The organism is Mesorhizobium escarrei (assembly GCF_935825525.1).
Lineage (GTDB): Bacteria > Pseudomonadota > Alphaproteobacteria > Rhizobiales > Rhizobiaceae > Mesorhizobium > Mesorhizobium escarrei.
On sequence record NZ_CAKXZT010000143.1, the window covers coordinates 54799 to 71904 of the forward strand.

Annotated in this window: 16 protein-coding genes; 10 read left to right on the top strand and 6 right to left on the bottom strand. The window is 64.4% G+C overall.

Annotated elements, in window-relative coordinates; translation table 11 throughout:
* On the top strand, nucleotides 1-612 hold a 612-nt coding region (locus NMG80_RS24120; protein ID WP_436798667.1), incomplete at its 5' end, for an ATP-binding cassette domain-containing protein.
* Nucleotides 609-1412, top strand: a complete 804-nt coding sequence (locus NMG80_RS24125) for an ABC transporter ATP-binding protein (protein WP_254020422.1) — start codon at nucleotides 609-611, stop codon at nucleotides 1410-1412. The genes NMG80_RS24120 and NMG80_RS24125, both read left to right, overlap by 4 nt.
* Here the strand turns inward: NMG80_RS24125 and ggt are convergent.
* From ggt to NMG80_RS24145, 4 genes are all read right to left on the bottom strand, one after another.
* On the bottom strand, nucleotides 1406-2992 hold the full coding sequence (gene ggt / locus NMG80_RS24130; protein ID WP_254020423.1) for a gamma-glutamyltransferase: 1587 nt from the start codon (nucleotides 2990-2992) through the stop codon (nucleotides 1406-1408). The two genes, NMG80_RS24125 and ggt, sit on opposite strands and share 7 nt — an antisense overlap.
* 102 nt (nucleotides 2993-3094) lie before the next feature.
* Nucleotides 3095-3949, bottom strand: a complete 855-nt coding sequence (locus NMG80_RS24135; protein WP_254020424.1) for a TIGR01459 family HAD-type hydrolase — start codon at nucleotides 3947-3949, stop codon at nucleotides 3095-3097.
* Nucleotides 3946-5265: an FGGY-family carbohydrate kinase gene (locus NMG80_RS24140; protein WP_254020425.1), complete on the bottom strand. Its 1320-nt coding sequence runs from the start codon at nucleotides 5263-5265 to the stop codon at nucleotides 3946-3948. Before NMG80_RS24140 ends, NMG80_RS24135 begins: the two co-directional genes overlap by 4 nt.
* The gene (locus tag NMG80_RS24145; protein WP_254020426.1) at nucleotides 5249-6292 is read right to left on the bottom strand and encodes a class II aldolase/adducin family protein; all 1044 of its coding nucleotides are present in this window, start codon (nucleotides 6290-6292) and stop codon (nucleotides 5249-5251) included. The genes NMG80_RS24140 and NMG80_RS24145 overlap by 17 nt, the downstream gene beginning before the upstream one ends.
* Before the next feature lie 198 nt (nucleotides 6293-6490).
* Between NMG80_RS24145 and NMG80_RS24150 the strand changes: the two genes are divergently transcribed.
* From NMG80_RS24150 to NMG80_RS24175, 6 genes are all read left to right on the top strand, one after another.
* On the top strand, nucleotides 6491-7273 hold the full coding sequence (locus NMG80_RS24150) for a DeoR/GlpR family DNA-binding transcription regulator (RefSeq protein ID WP_254020427.1): 783 nt from the start codon (nucleotides 6491-6493) through the stop codon (nucleotides 7271-7273).
* Nucleotides 7270-8649 (top strand): FGGY-family carbohydrate kinase, encoded by a 1380-nt coding sequence (locus NMG80_RS24155; protein WP_254020428.1) that lies wholly within the window; start codon nucleotides 7270-7272, stop codon nucleotides 8647-8649. The genes NMG80_RS24150 and NMG80_RS24155 overlap by 4 nt, the downstream gene beginning before the upstream one ends.
* A complete protein-coding gene (locus tag NMG80_RS24160; protein WP_254020429.1) occupies nucleotides 8646-10190 on the top strand; it encodes a sugar ABC transporter ATP-binding protein in 1545 nt (514 codons plus the stop codon). The genes NMG80_RS24155 and NMG80_RS24160 overlap by 4 nt, the downstream gene beginning before the upstream one ends.
* 65 nt (nucleotides 10191-10255) lie before the next feature.
* Nucleotides 10256-11233 carry an ABC transporter permease subunit gene (locus NMG80_RS24165; RefSeq protein ID WP_436798668.1) on the top strand — a complete coding sequence of 326 codons (978 nt, stop codon included), beginning with the start codon at nucleotides 10256-10258 and terminating at the stop codon, nucleotides 11231-11233.
* 78 nt (nucleotides 11234-11311) lie between these two features.
* Nucleotides 11312-12250, top strand: coding sequence for an ABC transporter substrate-binding protein (locus tag NMG80_RS24170; protein WP_254020430.1), 939 nt, complete (start codon nucleotides 11312-11314; stop codon nucleotides 12248-12250).
* A gap of 125 nt (nucleotides 12251-12375) precedes the next feature.
* Nucleotides 12376-13269, top strand: coding sequence for a sugar phosphate isomerase/epimerase family protein (locus tag NMG80_RS24175; RefSeq protein WP_254020431.1), 894 nt, complete (start codon nucleotides 12376-12378; stop codon nucleotides 13267-13269).
* Between the two features lie 21 nt (nucleotides 13270-13290).
* Here the strand turns inward: NMG80_RS24175 and uxuA are convergent, their stop codons facing one another.
* Entirely contained in the window at nucleotides 13291-14475 is a 1185-nt protein-coding gene (uxuA, locus tag NMG80_RS24180) for a mannonate dehydratase (RefSeq protein WP_254020432.1), read from the bottom strand.
* Between the two features lie 76 nt (nucleotides 14476-14551).
* On the opposite strand from uxuA, the gene NMG80_RS24185 reads away from it, so the two are divergent.
* Both NMG80_RS24185 and ftsZ read left to right on the top strand, forming a co-directional pair.
* Entirely contained in the window at nucleotides 14552-15337 is a 786-nt protein-coding gene (locus NMG80_RS24185; protein ID WP_254020433.1) for an SDR family NAD(P)-dependent oxidoreductase, read from the top strand.
* A gap of 282 nt (nucleotides 15338-15619) precedes the next feature.
* Nucleotides 15620-16627: a cell division protein FtsZ gene (gene ftsZ / locus NMG80_RS24190; protein ID WP_254020434.1), complete on the top strand. Its 1008-nt coding sequence runs from the start codon at nucleotides 15620-15622 to the stop codon at nucleotides 16625-16627.
* A 99-nt stretch (nucleotides 16628-16726) separates the two neighbouring features.
* Here ftsZ and NMG80_RS24195 read toward each other — a convergent pair whose 3' ends face one another.
* Nucleotides 16727-16960, bottom strand: a complete 234-nt coding sequence (locus tag NMG80_RS24195; protein ID WP_254020436.1) for a DUF6429 family protein — start codon at nucleotides 16958-16960, stop codon at nucleotides 16727-16729.
* Nucleotides 16961-17106 lie beyond the last annotated feature (146 nt).

Here is a 17106-nt window from a genome sequence, read left to right on the forward strand (position 1 = left end):
GGCGCGACGGATCGCCAACCTGCCAGTCTTCGCGACCACACCCCCCTCGGAGGCCGCGATGTTGGCTTCGTCTTCCAGGACCCGTCGGCCAGCCTCGATCCGGTAATGGCGGTTGGCGAGCAGATCGCGGAAGTCGCGCACACGCATCTCGGCCTCAGTTGGTCGCAATCCTATGCCAGGGCAAAAACCCTGTTCGAACGCGTGGGACTTCCCGACCCGGACGCCGCCTTGCGCGCCTATCCGCACGAGCTTTCCGGTGGCCAAAAACAGCGCGTGGCGATTGCCGCGGCGATTGCGGCCGGTCCGAAACTGCTGATCGCCGATGAGGCGACCAGCGCGCTCGACACCATCGTGCAGGCCGAGATCGTTACGCTGATCCGGCAATTGGTGGCCGAGGACGGCATGACGCTGCTGTTCGTCAGCCACGACATTGCGCTGGCCGCCGAGCTGGCCGAGCGCATCGCCGTATTCCGTAACGGCGAGCTGGTCGAGCTCGGCGCGACGGCGCAGATCGTCGCTAGCCCGCGCCACGCCTCTACAAGAGCGCTGCTCGACGCCCATCTCGGCCTCGACGCCGAACCGCTGCTGCGGCAGGCGGGAGCGTTGCGGTGAGCAGTCCATTGCTGGCCGTTTCCGGCCTGACGAAACGATATCGCCGCAGCGGCAAGACAATCGCCGCCGTCGATGACGTTTCCTTCGACATCGAGGCCGGCGAGACGCTGGCGCTGGCCGGCCCTTCCGGCAGCGGCAAGTCGACGATCGCGCGGCTGCTGTTGCGGCTGATCGAACCGGACGCCGGCCGTATCGACTTCGAAGGCGGCGATTTCCTGGCCCTGAACGGCGCCGCCTTGCGCGCACGACGCGCGCGCGTGCAAATGGTTTTCCAGGACCCGCTCGCCGCCTTCAATCCGCGCGCCAGCGTCGCGCGCGTGCTTGACGATCCTTTGCGCGTCCATGGCATCGCAGCCCGATCAGAACGCCCGCGTCGCATCGCCGCTCTGCTGGAGCGCGTCGGCCTGAGCGCTGATCTCGCCGGCCGCGCTATCCACGAGATCTCGGGCGGCCAGCGCCAGCGCATCGCGATTGCTCGCGCCATCGCCACAAAACCCTCGCTGATCGTGCTCGACGAGGCGGTTTCCGCGCTCGACGTATCGGTGCGCCGGCAGATCCTGCAATTGCTGCTCGATCTGCAACGCGAGCAACGGATCGCCTATCTGTTCATTTCGCATGATCTTGGCGTTATCAGCGCCATCGCTCATCGTGTCGTCATTCTCGATGGCGGCCGCGTCGCCGAGAGCGGCAAAGCCCGCACGGTCATCGGTGCGCCGCAGTCGGCGATCGGCAAGGCGCTGGTGGCGGCAGCGCCAAAACTGAACAGGACCAGCACGCAAGGCGCGGCCGATCGTCAGTAACCCAGCGCGCAACCGTCCTTGCGTGGATCGGACGCGCCGGTAAGCGTGCCCTTGTCCCAGTCGATCAGCACCAGTTGGCCGCCGCCATGCGGTTCGGTTGGGATGGACACGTCGTGGCCTCGCTCGCGCAGGCCGGCGATCGCCTCGGCCGGAACGCCACGCTCCGCCTCCACTGCGTTCTGGCGGTAAAACACTCTCGGCGCATCCAGCGCCTCCTGCGGGTCCATGTCGAAATCGATCATGTTGGTGAGCAGGTGGACATGGCCGAACGGCTGGTACCCGCCGCCCATCACGCCGAACGGCATGACTGCCCTGCCCTTGGCTGTCACCATGCCTGGCATGATGGTGTGCATTGGGCGTTTTCCCGGTGCGATGCGGTTTGGGTGGTCGGCCGCCAGGCGGAAGCTGCTGCCGCGGTTCTGCAGGACGACGCCGGTCTTGGGGCCGACCACCCCGCTGCCGAACGAACCAAAGGTCGAGTTGATGAAGCTGACCGCATTACGGTCGCGGTCGACCACCGAGATGTAGACGGTGTCGCTCGGCTGAAGCTCCAGGCGTGGCAGATGCGTCATTGCGCGCGCCGGATCGATCTCGGCGCGAAGCTGGTCCGCATGGAATCTGGACAACAACTGCTCTACGGGAACATGGACCTGGTTCTGGTCGCCGATGAAATTGTCGCGATCCTGATAGGCAAGCCGCCCCGCCTCGATCTCGAGATGAAAGCGCTCGGCGCCGTTCGGCTGCAGCGAGCCGAGCGAGAAGCCCGACAGCACATTCAGCATGATCAGTGCCGTCAACCCCTGGTTGTTCGGCGGCATCTGATGCATGTCGTAGCCCCGGTAGGATGTGCCGACCGGCCTGACATAGTCGCCCTTCGTCACCGCAAAATCCTCTAGCGCATGCAGCCCGCCAAGCGCGCGCAGACGCGAAACCATGTCGTCGGCGACCTCGCCTTCGTAAAAGCCGGCGCGGCCACGGCGCGAGACGATGCGCAACGTGTCGGCCAGTTGCGGCTGCCGGTGCAACTCGCCGGCCAGCGGCGCCTTTCCATCCGGCAGAAAAATCCGCGCCGCGTGTTCGTCGGCGGCCAGCAAGGCGGCACTTTCAGCCCAGTCGAAGGCCACGCGGTCATGAACGACATAACCCTGTTCGGCGTAGCGTATGGCCGGCGCGAGCGCGGCGTCGATGCCCTTTCTGCCGTGATCATCGAGCAGCCGGCACCAGGCGTCGACGGCGCCCGGCACGGTGACCGCGTGCGGACCGGACTCAGGCAGCTCGTTATGGCCCCTGTCCAGATACCACTGCGCCTCTGCTGCTGCCGGTGCGCGGCCGGAGCCGTTGAAGGCCAGAACTTCGCCTTGGCCATTGGGGCAATAGAGGACGAAACAGTCGCCGCCGATGCCAGTCGATTGCGGCTCGACCACCGCCTGCACCGCCGCCGCGCAGACGGCTGCGTCCATTGCATTGCCGCCGGACCGCAGCATCTCGATCGCCGCCAGCGTCGCCAGAGGGTGCGATGTCGCGGCCATCGCTTCCGTCGCACGAACCGGCGAGCGCCCGGGGAGTTGGAAATCACGCATACGGGATCAATAGCCTCCGACCAACAAGATGTGAACTGGCAACAGCAGCCAAAGAGCTGCGCCGATCACCGCGGCAGCGCCCAAACCTGGGAAATGCGGGCCTCAATCCGCGAATCTGAAACTGTCGGTGGTGTAATCGGGGTAGGCGTCCAGACTGTCGAAAAGCATGGCCAGGTCAGGGGTGTCCGCCAGTATTCCGGACAACACCAGCGCAGTCGCCACGCCGGCACCAATTCCACCGGCGACATCGTGTTCGACGCTGTCGCCGACACAGACCACGGTGCTGCGGTCCGGGTTGCCCGCCAGTGCCAGTGCGGCATCGAAGATCGGGGTGTAGGGCTTGCCGATACGGGTGACGCTGCCGCCGAGACTCTCGTAGAGATCCGCAAGCTGGCCGGCGCCAAAGCGAGGTCCCACTGGCGTCAGCATGATCTTGTCGGGATTGGTGCAGAAGCACGGCACCTTTCGCATCGCTGCCGGTGCAAATAGTCTGCGATAGTGCTCGATGTCGTAGCGGTCGCCCTCGCTGGCGGCGATCAGCACCAGCTCGGCATCGTCGCCGTCCCTGGTCAACGCGAAAGGCAGGCCTTCAATCGCCGAGCGATCGCCTTCGCGGCTGATCAGCAGGCACTTTGTGCTTGGGCGCAGCTTTCCGGATATCGCCATTTCGTGAAAGGACTGCCACGCGATCTCGCCGGAAGAGACAAATTGATCCCAGCTTCCTGGTTCGAAGCCGAGCTTCAGCAAGCGGGCCTCGTTGGGCCGCGCCCGCCTGCCGGAATTCGAGACCAGCACGATCGTCTTGCCTGCGCGCTTCAGCGCCGACAACGCCTCCACGGCGCCCGGATAGGGGTTCGTGCCGTCGTGCAGCACGCCGAACTGATCGAGCAGGAACACCTGATAGCGCTCAACCAGCGCTCCGATGCCGTCGAGATGTTCGACTGGTTTCATGCTCACAACAGCCCCGCTGCGATTGCCCCCATCAGCGCCAGACGCGCCGTGCCGGCGGCTGCCTCGTCCGAAAGCGCCGGCAGAAAACCGACTCCCAGCTTGCGCTGCCGGATCGCGGTCCAGGCGGGATTTGCCGCACCGCCGCCGACACTTCTCACCGAGAGCAGCCGAGGCGCGCCGAGCTCGGCAAGCCGGCGATAGCCGAGCGCCTCGATCTCGGCAATGCCCTCGAACATCGCTTTCAGATAGTCGGCGTCGTCCGCAGACCGCGGCGTCAGGCGTGGCGGCAGAGCAGGATCGGCGATCGGAAAGCGTTCGCCGACCGCGGGAAGCGGATAATAGTCGAGGCCGGTCTCCGTCATGGGGTCTATGGCCGCACTCAGCTCGATGATGCGCCCGAGCGAGAAATGCTGCGCCAGCACCTTGCCGCCCGAATTCGACGCACCACCGGCCAGATAGGCATCTCCCAACCGGTGGCTGTAGATGCCGAACTGCGGCGCCGAGATCGGCCGGTCGGAGAGGATTTTGAGGGTCAGCGAGGACCCCAGCGCGGTGACGCCGTCGCCAACTGCCGCAGCGCCCGTCGCCAGGAACGACGCGCAGCCATCGGTCGTCCCGGCGACCACGGCGACGTCGCGCGCCAGGCCGAACCGGTCCGCGGCGCTCGCGGTGAGCCTTCCCGTGACATCGCCCGGCCTGACGACATTAGGCAGAAATTCCATGCGCATGCCGGTCGCCGCGATCCAGTCCGGCCAGCGCCGTGCCTCGACGTCGTAGCCGGTTTTCAGGGCATTGTTCTCGTCGCTGATGTCGAAGCGGCCGGAGAACTGTGCCGCGATCCAGTCTGCCTGATGCAGCACCGCGGCAACGCCAGACAGGCGCTGGAACAACAGTGCCTTGGCAAGACCGGACGTCGCCCCACGCGCTGCGCTCGCTGCCGGCGCCTCGCGCGCGATCATCGCCAGAATGGTGTCGTCGTCGACCTTGTCGTTGTACATCAACGGCTCGGTCAGCGGCCGCCCGGCGCCGTCGACCGGCAGCAACGTTCCCGAAGTGCCGTCGACGGCAATCGACCGGACCGCCGCGCGATCGATCCCGGAAAGCAGTTCCGTCAGCGCCGCGCCGACCGCTGACCACCATACGGACGGGTCGCGGGCGTTCTGGCCAAATCTGTCGAGTGGAACGGCGGAACGCGCGGCAATCGAAAGGTCCGGCCGCATGGCGACGGCGCGGGCGCCTGATGTGCCGATGTCGATTCCGACCGAAACTGGGCCAATCGAAAGCGGGCCGCTCGACAACGCCATGTCAGCTGCCGGCTGCATTGAGTTTCTGGCGATATTGCTCGGCGTCCCAGTTGATCAGTTCGTCGTTCTCGGCGGCGGTCAGATAGTTCAGCTTCGCCGCGACGTCGACCCGCGCCGTCACGTCGGCGAGGCAGCGTTGCATGGCATTGGCGCCGGCACTGGCGTCGCCGCGCATCAGCACGCCAAGCCCGGGAAACAGGATCGCTACCGGTGCCGTGCCGCGCCGTTCGGTGACATGCATCACGTCCTCACCGGGTCTCGCCACGACCGAACCCTGGCCGAGAAAGATGACGTGATCGGGATAGAGGCTGCCTCCTGACGCCATGCGGCAGCTTTCAGGATCGATCGCGACGGCATGCGCTTCGACATCCGCCGGCAACCTGTAACCGCTGCGTTCGATGAGTTCCGTCAATGCAACAACGTTGGGCTGCGCCACTTTTCGCGGCGGCCGCGCCAGAAGTCGTGTAACGCGACGCAGCAGCGCCTCGGCGCCGGCGACGGTCTCGGCTGCGACGACCAGGCCATGATTGGCAAGGACCAGCACATCGACCCCAGGCCGAAGGCGCTCGGCAATGCCCTGGGCAAGCGGCAGGCCCGGCCGGCGATAAGGGATATACGCCCATTCGAGACCATCCAGGCGCTTGGCGACTTGAGCCTCGCAATCGGCCTGCACAGCAAGCGAAATGGTATCGACGCAGTGGACATGCAGAACGACGCGCTGCGGCATCAGCGCGTGAACCGTGGTCTCGATCGAAGGACGCAGCTTGCGGGCGTTGAGCGCCTCGACGGCGAACGCCTGTGGCTGATCGGCGGCCGGGTCGCGCTGTTCGACAGCCCTGATCAGCGGCGGGATCGCCACCGGAACCATGATGTCCTCGGCGAGCGCGTCCTTCAGCCAGGTTCCGGAAGCCTTGATCCAGAGCGTGTCGCCGGCTTTCAGCGACGTGTTGCCGCCGGCGGCCTGGGTCAAGTGCGGGTCGCGCCCAATGCTGGCCGAAAGCGACCGCAATGCGGCCAGTTCCTGCGCATCCGCGTTGATTGTCATCGAAACTCCTTCACAAACCGGCCGCGCGGCCACGGCTTTGGATCCCGGTAGCCGGGACAACGAGTGACGCTGGTATCGCAGATGCGAGTAAGTTACGTCAATAGTGATCTTATACAACCAAATCTAGCTTGCAATCTGATTTGGGTTGAGTAAGTTGCACCAATTGCCGTGGCAAAATGGCATTCGGGAGGGTATCCGTTGAGCGACTCCGGCCGCCAGCGTCAGATCGTCGAGCTGTTGCGGGATCGCCCCTTCGCCTCGGTGCGCGAGTTGCAGGAGCGGCTCGGCGTATCGGCTGCGACGGTGCGGCGCGATATTGACAAGATCGACGAGGCCGGCGAGGCACGGAAGGTCTATGGCGGCATCTCGGCGCTCGATGGCGCTGCGCAGGCGGGCGTCGCCTATGCCAGGCCCTACGACGAGAACCGCGATCTCGCGGTCGAGGCCAAGCGGCAGATCGCCGCTGTCGCGGCGACCATGGTGCGCGATGGCGACGCCGTCATCGTGCATGGCGGTTCGACCTGTTTCCATCTCGGCGTCAAGCTCGCTGACCGCAACATCCGGCTCTACACCAACTCGATGCCGCTCGTGGCCTATTTGAGCGACCACGGCCATTGCAGCCTAACCATTGCCGGGGGTGAACTTCATCGCGAGCCTGGCATCATCCATTCGCTCACCCAGGCCGTGCCCTTCTATGCATCGAAGTTCTTTCTTGGCTCGCAAGGCATCGGCCCGGAGGGCCTGCTGGAATCGCATCCGCTACTGGTCCGCTCGATCGCCGAACTCAGTCTCTGCGCCGACCAGATCGTGGTGCTGGCCGACAGCCGCAAACTGTCGATCCACGCGCGCAACGTCGCGCTGCCCTTGTCGCGCATCGGCACGCTGGTGACCGACGACGGCCTGTCCGACGCCGACGCGCGTATGCTGGAGGACGCCGGCGTCATGGTGCGGATCGCCCCTGCCTCGGGAGCCGTCCAGTGAAGATGGCTGTCCTCGACTTCGGCAAGACCAACTCGAAGCTGTTCGTCTTCGGTCAGGACGGGCAGATTCTGGGTGAGCGCCGGACCCAGCCGAACTGGACACGCGAAGGCGGCTTCAGTGTGCTCGACGAAGCAGCGCTTCGCGATTGGGCGGCTCGCGCCGTCGGCGAAGCGGTCGACAGCCATGGCATAGAGGGGCTGATGGTTTCGGGCCATGGCTGCACCTTTGCCTTGATTGACGATGCGGCGCTGACGCATCCGATCCTCGATTACGAGCAGGAGCCGCCGGCCGAGATCGCCGCGCAGATCGATCGCCGCATTCCGGATTTTGCCGAGACCTACTCGCCGCATCTGCCGCTCGGCTTCAACTATGGTCGCCACATGCTGTGGCTGAAGACGGTGCAACCAAGCGTGTTCGCCGCCGCCAAATCGATCCTCGGTTATCCACAATACTGGAGCTGGCGCTTTGGTGGCCGGGCGGTCTCGGAGGTTTCCTATCTCGGCTGCCACTCGCATCTGTGGGCGCCGCGCAAACGTGATTTCTCCTCGCTGGTCGACGCCGAGGGTTGGCGCCGCCAGATGCCCGCCTTCGAGCGTGCCGGCGCGGTGATCGGCGAACAGCGCTTTGGCGGGGCGACACGGCCGATCGCCATTCACAACGGTGTCCATGACAGCAATGCGGCGCTCCATGCCTATCGTCGGCAGGAGCTTGGTCCGGTCACCGTCGTCTCGACCGGCACCTGGGTTGTGGTGCTCAATCCGGACTGCCCGCTCGACGCGCTCGATCGCAACCGCGACATGCTGGTCAACGTCGATGTCGATGGCGGCCCGGTGCCGACCATCCGCTTCATGGGCGGCCGGGAATTCGCAACGATCAGCGCCGGCTGGCAGGGCGCGATCGCCCCCTCAGCCGTGCAGCAGGTGATCGACGCCGGCGTCATGGCACTGCCGAGCTTCGCGCCCGGCGGGCCGATACCTGGCCATCCCGGCGAACTGGTGGGGCGCACACCCAAAGCGAAAGAGCGCGCGGCTGTGGCGCTGCTTTATGTCGCGCTGATGGTCGATCTGTGTCTCGACCTGGTCCGTTCGAACAACACGGTGATCGTCGATGGCGGGCTGAACAGCGGTGGCCTGCTAGCCAGCCTGCTGGCGCAGCTGCGTCCCGGCCAGGCCTTCATGCAGGGCGCCACGCTGGAGGGCAGCGCCACCGGAGCGGCGGCTCTCGCCTTCGAGAGTGTTGGACGCGAATTTGCCGCCGAGGCGCCGGAGCCTGTTCGTGCTTCAAGCTTCATCGGGCTTGCCCCCTATCGCGATAGCTGGCGCGGCCTCGCCGCCGACCGAGGCGTCGCTGATGCCGCAGCGGGAGACGCGCGATGACCGCCGCTGCTCGGATCGAAACAGAGCGCCAGCCGGTGCTGGAGATGCGACACATCTCCAAGACGTTCGGCCCGATCCGCGCCTTGCAGGACGTATCGCTGACTGTGCACGCCGGCGAGCTGCACGCGCTGATGGGCGAAAACGGCGCCGGCAAGTCGACGCTGATGAAGGTGCTGTCGGGAGCCTATCGGCCTGATGCCGGCGGCGAGATTCTGATCGACGGCACGCCGGTCGCCACCGGCGACCCGATCAAGGCACGCGCCAACGGCATTGCCGTCATTTACCAGGAGCTGTCGCTGGCGCCCAACCTGACGGTCGCGCAGAACATCTTCCTCGGCAACGAGCCGAGACGGTTCGGCATCGTCGACCGCGACCAGTGCAATCGGCGCGCCAAGGAAATCATCGCACGGCTCGGCGTTTCCTTCTCGGCGCGCGCCTCGGTCTCCAGCCTGTCGCTTGGCGAACGCCAGATGGTCGAAATCGCCCGCGCGCTGTCGACCAGCGCACGCATCATCGTCATGGACGAGCCGACGACGTCGCTGACCTCGCGCGAGACCGACAGGCTGTTCGAGGTGATTGCGACGCTGAAGTCGCAGGGCATCGCCATCATCTATATCAGCCACCGCATGGAAGAGGTCTACCAACTTGCCGACCGCGTCAGCGTGCTGCGCGACAGCGGCTATGTCGGCACGCTCGATCGCGCCGACCTGAACGCCTCGCGCCTCGTCTCGATGATGGTTGGCCGTGACCTTTCCGCCTTCTACAAAAAAGATCACCGCCCGCCGGACAGCAAGCGCGCCATCGCACTATCGGTGCGCGGCATATCGGACGGCAATCTCCTGAAAGGCTGCTCCTTCGACCTGCACAAGGGCGAAGTGCTGGCGCTGGCGGGCCTCGTCGGCTCGGGCCGCACCGAACTCGCACGGCTGATCTTCGGCGCCGACAGGCGCACATCAGGCACGTTGGAACTCGACGGCAAGCCGATATCGATCGGCTCGCCGCGCGAGGCGCTGGATGCCGGCATCGCCTATCTTACCGAAGACCGCAAGGAACTCGGCCTGTTCCTCGACATGTCGATTTCCGACAATATCAGCATGGGTGTGCTCGCCAGGGATGCGCAGGCCGGCGGCTTGCGCGACTTCGCCACGGCCGAAAGGCGCGCCGCCAAGGCCGTTTCCGAGCTCTCCATCCGCACCAGGTCGGTGCAGGCCAATGCCGGCTCGCTGTCGGGCGGCAACCAGCAGAAGGTGCTGCTCGCCCGCCTGCTCGAAACCGAACCGCGGGTCCTCATCCTCGACGAACCGACGCGCGGCGTCGATGTCGGGGCGAAGTCGGAAATCTACCGGCTGATCGACGATCTCGCCAAAAAGGGCATCGCCATCCTGATGATCTCCAGCGAACTGCCGGAGGTGATCGGCGTCGCCGACCGCGTTCTGGTGATGCGCGACGGCACCATTTCGGGCGAGGTGACGGCATCCGAAGGCCAGCCGCTCAGTCAGGAAGCAATCATGGAACTTGCAACGGGAGCGGCCAAGGGATGACCGAAAAGAGCAGCACCGGGATGACCGACAAGAGCGGCCCAGGGATGACCGACAAGGCAACCGAGATGAGCACGGGTGACCAGGCGGCCGGCAGGAGCCGGCGGCTGCGCACCGCCTTCGCCGCGCTTGGCATGCTGCCGGTCCTGATCCTTTTGGCTGCCGGCTTCCAGATCATGAACCCGCGCTTCCTCACCGAGACCAACCTGTTGATCGTCACCCAGCAGTCGTCGATCAACATCGTGCTCGCGGCCGGCATGACCTTCGTCATCCTGACCGGCGGCATCGACCTGTCCGTCGGCTCCATTCTTGCCGCCTCGGCGATGGTGGCGGTGATGGTGTCGCTGGTGCCGGAGTGGGGCATGCTCGGCGTGCCGGCAGCCATTCTGGTCGGCCTCGGCTTCGGCGTCGTCAACGGGCTGCTCGTCGCCTACATCAAGCTGCCGCCTTTCATCGTCACTCTGGGTTCGCTGACCGCCGTGCGCGGTGTCGCCCGCCTGCTCGGCCAGGACACCACGGTGTTCAACTCGGACCTGCCGTTCGACTTCATCGGCAACGGGTCGCTGTTCGGCATCCCCTGGCTGGTCATCATCGCTCTGTGGGTCGTGGTGCTGTCCTGGCTGGTGCTCAAGCGCACCGTGCTCGGCACCTGGATCTATGCCGTCGGCGGCAATGCCGAGGCCGCCCGCCTCACCGGCATCAAGGTGCCGCTGGTGCTGCTCTTCGTCTATGGCGTTTCAGGCCTTCTGGCCGGCCTTGGCGGCGCCATGTCGGCGGCCCGGCTCTACGCTGCCAACGGGCTGCAGCTTGGGCAGTCCTACGAGCTCGACGCCATCGCCGCGGTCATTCTCGGCGGCACCAGCTTCGTCGGCGGCGTCGGCTCGATCTGGGGCACGCTGATCGGTGGCCTGATCATAGCGGTGCTCTCCAACGGGCTCATCCTGGCCGGTGTTTCGGACATCTGGCAGTACATCATCAAGGGATTGGTCATCATCGTGGCGGTCGCCCTCGACCGCTACAGGCTCCAGGCTGGAGCAAGAACGTGATTGACCTTAGTCGCCGGCGTCAACGACCCGGTTTCATCTAACGCACCGTGAGAGGCGCGGGGCATCAGGAGGAAAACAATGAAGACCATTGCTAAACTGCTCTGCGGCGTTGCCCTCGCGGCCATCGCCGTCGCACCGGCTTCGGCCAAGGACCTGAACAAGGTCGGCATCTCGGTCGGCCTGCTCGGCAACCCGTTCTTCGTCGCCACCATCAAGGGCATCGAGGACGCCGCCAGGAAGATCAACCCGAATGTCGAGGTGACGTCGGTGTCGGCCGACTACGACCTCAACAAACAGGTCTCGCAGGTCGACTCGTTCATCGCCGCCGGCGTCGACGTGATCATGCTCAACGCCGTCGATGCCAAGGCGATCGCGCCGGCGGTGAAGAAGGCGCAGGCGGCGGGCATCGTGGTCGCCGCGTTCGACGTTTCGGCGCCGGGCGCCGACGTCACCGTGATGACCAACAACGTCAAGGCTGGCGAAGCGGCCTGCCAGTACCTGGTCGACCACACCGGCGGCAAGGGCGACTATGTCATCCTGAACGGCCCGGCATCATCCTCGATCCTCGAGCGGGTGAAGGGTTGCAAGGACGTGCTTGCGAAGCACCCGGATATCAAGATCCTCTCCGACGACCAGAATGCCGAAGGCTCGCGCGACGGCGGCCTGAAGGTGTTCCAGTCGCTGCTGACCCGTTTCGACAAGATCGACGCGGTGTTCGCCATCAACGATCCGACGGCGATCGGCGCCCAGCTTGCGGCCAAGCAGCTCAACCGCTCGGAGTTCATCTTCACGGCGGTCGACGGCGCGCCCGACATCGAGAAGGAACTCGCTTCCGGTACCTCGATGATCAAGGCCTCGGCCTCGCAGGATCCTTACGTCATGGCCGGCCAATCGTTGCAGATGGCAGCTGAAGTGCTCGCCGGCAAGAAGCCGGCCGAGGCGACGGTGCTGCTCGACCCGCAGTTGATCACGGCCGAGAACCTGAAGGACTACAAGGGCTGGACTGCCGCCCGGTAGCTAAAGCCTCCCAAGGCTGGTGCGGCCGGGCCGACCGGTCGCACCAATTTTTGTTTGAGCGTCGGATTTTTCGCAAACTGGTTCCCACTCTTGGGTCCGATGCTCTCGAGCAGCAGGAGACGATCATGTCGCGCATTGGAATCCACTCTTTCGTCTGGTCGGCGAGCTCGGCGCAAGGCGACCTGGAACGGACGCTGGCCAACACCAGGGAGGCGGGCTTCGACCTGATCGAATTCTCCTATCTTGACCCTGCCAATGTCGATGTTGGCGGGCTGGCCAAGCGCATCGCCGACCTCGATCTCGGCGTGGCGATCAGCATCGGGCTGCCGCCCGACGGCGACATTTCAAGCGCCGACAAGGCGATTGCCGCGCACGGCGTCGAAGTCCTCAATGACACGATCGCGCTCACTCGGGATCTCGGCGGCCGGAAGGTCGCCGGCATCCTCAGCACCAGCCACGGATTGCAGGCGCAAGCGCCGACGCGCGATCAATGGAACCGCAGCGCCGGAACGCTTGCCAAGGTCGCGGAAACCGCCAAGGCCGCCGGCGTCACGCTCAACCTCGAGATCGTCAACCGGTTCGAGAGCAATCTGCTCAACACCACCGCGCAAGGCATGGCCTTCATCGAGGACACCGGTTCCGACAACATTTTTCTGCATCTCGACACGTTCCATATGAACATCGAGGAGGCCGATATCGGGTTGGCCATCCGCCACGCCGCCAAAAAGATCGGCTATGTCCATATCGGCGAGAGCCATCGCGGCTTCCTCGGCACCGGCAACATCGACTTCGCCGCGATCTTCGACGCGCTGACCGCAATCGGCTATGGCGACGACCTCAGCTTCGAATCCTTCTCGTCGGAGATCGTCGACGAGAACCTGTCGAAGAAAACCGCCATCTGGCGCAATCTGTGGACCGACAGTATGGAGCTGGCCCGGCACGCGCGCCGCTTCATCGCAATCGGGCTGGAGACGGCGCGGCGCAAGGCCGAGCTTGTTTCATCTAGCCATCGACCTTAGCACCACTTCCGGTTGCGATCCTCAGGCCAGCTCAAAACGTTCCACGGCGCGCATGATGCCACGCAGCTCGGCCAGGCCTTTCAGGCGGCCGATCAACGAGTAGCCGGGGTTGATCCTGGTCTTGCCGATATCGTCGGCGAGCAGATGGCCATGATCGGGTCGCATGGGAATCCGCCAATCGGCGCGACCTTCCCTACGGCGACGTGTCTCTTCCTGCATCACAGCGAGGATGACATGTGCCATGTCGGTGCCGCCCTCCAGATGCTCGGCTTCATAGAAGGAGCCGTCATCTTCGATGGTTACATTGCGCAGATGGACGAAATGGATCCGGTCGGCGAACTCCTTGACCATGCCGACAATGTCGTTGTCTGCGCGCGTACCGTAGGAGCCGGTGCAGAATGTCAGGCCATTGGCCGGGCTGTCGACGGCGTTGAGGATGAAACGCGCGTCCTCGGCGGTCGAAACGATCCGTGGCAGGCCATAGAGCGAGAATGGCGGGTCGTCGGGATGGATGCACATACGCACCCCCTCCTGCTCGGCCACCGGGATTATCTCGCGCAAAAACCAGGCAAGATTGTCGCGCAACTCCCTCGGCCCGATCGAGTCATATTCCGCCAATGCCTCGCGAAAACTATCACGGTCGTAGCTGCGCTCGGTCGCCGGCAGGCCGGCAATGAGATTGCGCTCGATCCTGTCGATCTGCTGGTCGCTCAGTTCCTTCAGTCGCGATTCCGCTTCGGCGATACGTGCCGCGCTGTAGCCGAATTCGGCATTCCTGCGCTTCAGGACGAACAGGTCGTAGGCGGCAAAATCGATAGCATCGAACCGCAGTGCGTAGCCCGTCGTTGGAAGCCGATAGGCAAGGTCGGTGCGGGTCCAGTCGACCACTGGCATGAAGTTATAGCAGATCGTCGCAATGCCAGCTTTGGCGAGCGCACGGATCGTGTCCTTGTACCAACCTACGTAACGCTGCCGTTCCGCCGAGCCGATCTTGATCGAATTGTGGACGGGAATGCTTTCCACAACAGACCAGGTCAGCCCTTCGGCCTCGATGATCCGCTTGCGCTCCAAAATGTCCGTCAAAGGCCAGGCGCGGCCGTCATAGATATTATGCAGCGCCGAAACAACGCCCGTGGCTCCGGCCTGCTTGACATGATCGAGCGTCACCGGGTCGTCAGGGCCATACCAGCGCCAGCATTGTTCCATCGAGGCTTTTCCTTTGCGATAAAACGGAACCGTATTGTTGGGCCACAATGGAAGTCAAATTAAAGGAGTGTTCGCAATGAAGGAATTCGACAGCAAGATCGCTCTGGTGACGGGCACGACCGGCATCGGCTTGGCAACCGCCAGACGTCTCGCGGCGGGCGGGGCGGCGATCATCGCCTGCGGCATCGACCGCGCGGCCAACACGGCGATGAGAGCGGAACTGGACAGCTCCGGCGCCGAGGCGCTGGTCGTGGCCGTCGACGTCTCCGTGCCGGATCAGGTCCGCGACGCGGTCGCAGCCGGTGTCGAGCGGTTCGGCGGCCTCGATATCATCGTCAATTCCGCGGCGGTCCATCCGTATGGCACCGCTGTCAGCACCGATTTCGACATCTGGAACCGGGCGATGTCCGTCAATGTCGGCTCGATCTACCTGACCGCGCATTTCGGTATTCCGGAAATGATCAGGCGAGGCGGCGGCGCCATCGTCAACGTAGCTTCAGTGCAAGGTTTCGCCTGCCAGCAGAACGTCGCCGCCTATGCCACGACCAAGGGCGCCATCCACACATTGACGCGCGCTCTGGCGCTCGACCACGCGCGCTCCGGCATTCGCGTCAATTCCGTCAGCCCGGGCTCGATCCGCACCCCGATCCTGGAAAAGGCGGCGCGCGGCGAAAACGGCACCGACGCCGATGTCGCGGCCGCCTACCGGCGCTTCGGCGAAGCCCACCCCATCGGCCGCATCGGCGAGCCGGAAGAAGTGGCGGAACTCATCGCCTTTCTGTGTTCGTCGAAAGCCGGGTTCTGCACCGGTGCGGACTATAGGATCGATGGCGGCCTGACTGCCGGCATCGGCGTAAAGTAGAACGGGGGCGTGAAGTAGAACGGGAAGATCGGTCTCGGCTTTACGGGGAGACGTTGTCATCGGACGATTTTCGGTCAGCCGCAACACGTAGCACCGGCGGCGAACCAATAGCGCATAACATGCGCGAGTGCGAATACTGCACTTGCAGCCGGTTCAACCGTCTGATTCCCTTGGTCACGCTCGGCTGTCCTGATTCGCGCACTGTCCAAAGTCTTTGCAGTGCGCGGGGAACAAGCCTTCCACCGACCGCTGCGCTTGCGCATTCAAGGGGAGAGACGGCAAATGAACACTGCAACGAGGCCGGCAATCTCGGAGATGAGGCCCAAAATATCCGTCATCGGGGTTGGCGGCGGTGGCGGCAACGCCATCAACAACATGATCGCCGAAGGCTTGCAGGGCACCGAGTTTATCGTTGCCAACACCGATGCCCAGGCGCTCTCCATGTCGAAGGCAACGCGGCTGATCCAATTGGGAGCGCACGTCACGGAAGGCCTCGGTGCAGGATCCCTGCCTGAGGTCGGCCATGCCGCGGCCGTGGAATCGATCGACGAAATCATGGATCATCTCGCGGGAACGCATATGTGTTTCGTCACCGCCGGCATGGGAGGCGGAACTGGAACCGGTGCTGCACCGGTCATAGCGCAGGCCGCGCGCAACGCTGGAATTCTGACCGTGGCCGTCGTCACCAAGCCGTTCGTCTTCGAAGGAAACCGCCGAATGCATGCGGCCAATGAAGGCATCGAGCGGCTCCGCGAAAGCGCCGATACTGTCATCGTCATCCCGAACCAGAACCTTTTCAGGATCGCCGATGCCAAGACGACCTTCGCGGACGCGTTCGCCATGGCGGATCGCGTCCTTTACGCCGGCGTCGGCTGCATCACCGATCTCATCGTCAAGGAAGGGCTGATCAATCTCGATTTCGCCGACGTGAAGTCGGTGATGCGCGATATGGGTCGCGCGATGATGGGGACCGGCGAAGCAACCGGGGAAGACCGCGCCAGGAAGGCAGCCGAAGCGGCGATCGCAAACCCGCTTCTCGACGAAGCGTCGATGATGGGCGCCAAGGGCGTCCTTGTCTCGATATCGGGCGGCACTGACATGACGCTGTTCGAGGTCGACGAAGCCGCCACCCGCATACGCGAGGAGGTCGACGCCGATGCCGACATCATCGTCGGCGCCATTTTCGACAAGGCGCTCGCAGGAAAATTCAGGGTGTCGGTCGTTGCGACGGGATTGCGGCGGGGGCTTGAGATTCCGCTGACGGTAGTGTCGGAAAACCGTGTGAGTTGATCGACGCCGTCATCGCAGCACCGCCGGCAGGATTCGATGCGAGTTCGCAGCTCTCGGAAGCGCCACCAGACGGTGATCGGCAGACTGCTGCCTAGGCGCTCATGGCGCCGGCTGCGTGAACAGGGTGCGGAACAGCTCCTCAGCACGTCGCAGGCCCTCATCTGTCAGAACCACCGATTTCGCCTTGCTTGCTGGATTTGCGATCAGCCCCTTCTGGTGCAAGCGATCCAGAGCATCCCAATCCATTCCCTTCCAGGCGCGCCTCTCTTCGTGCAGCGTTAGCCAAAGCAGGCCCAGAACGGCATTGTCGATTTTGTCGGTGTCGATCTCCATGCCATGCAGTTTAGCACGGGAAAACGGCGCCTGCCGAGACCGCACGCCGTAGGGTAGCTCGATGAGGATCAAACTTGCCGCGCCAGGCTCCCAACGCAAAACGGCCCGCGCGAGGCGGGCCATTTTGATGTTTGGTTGCGGGGACA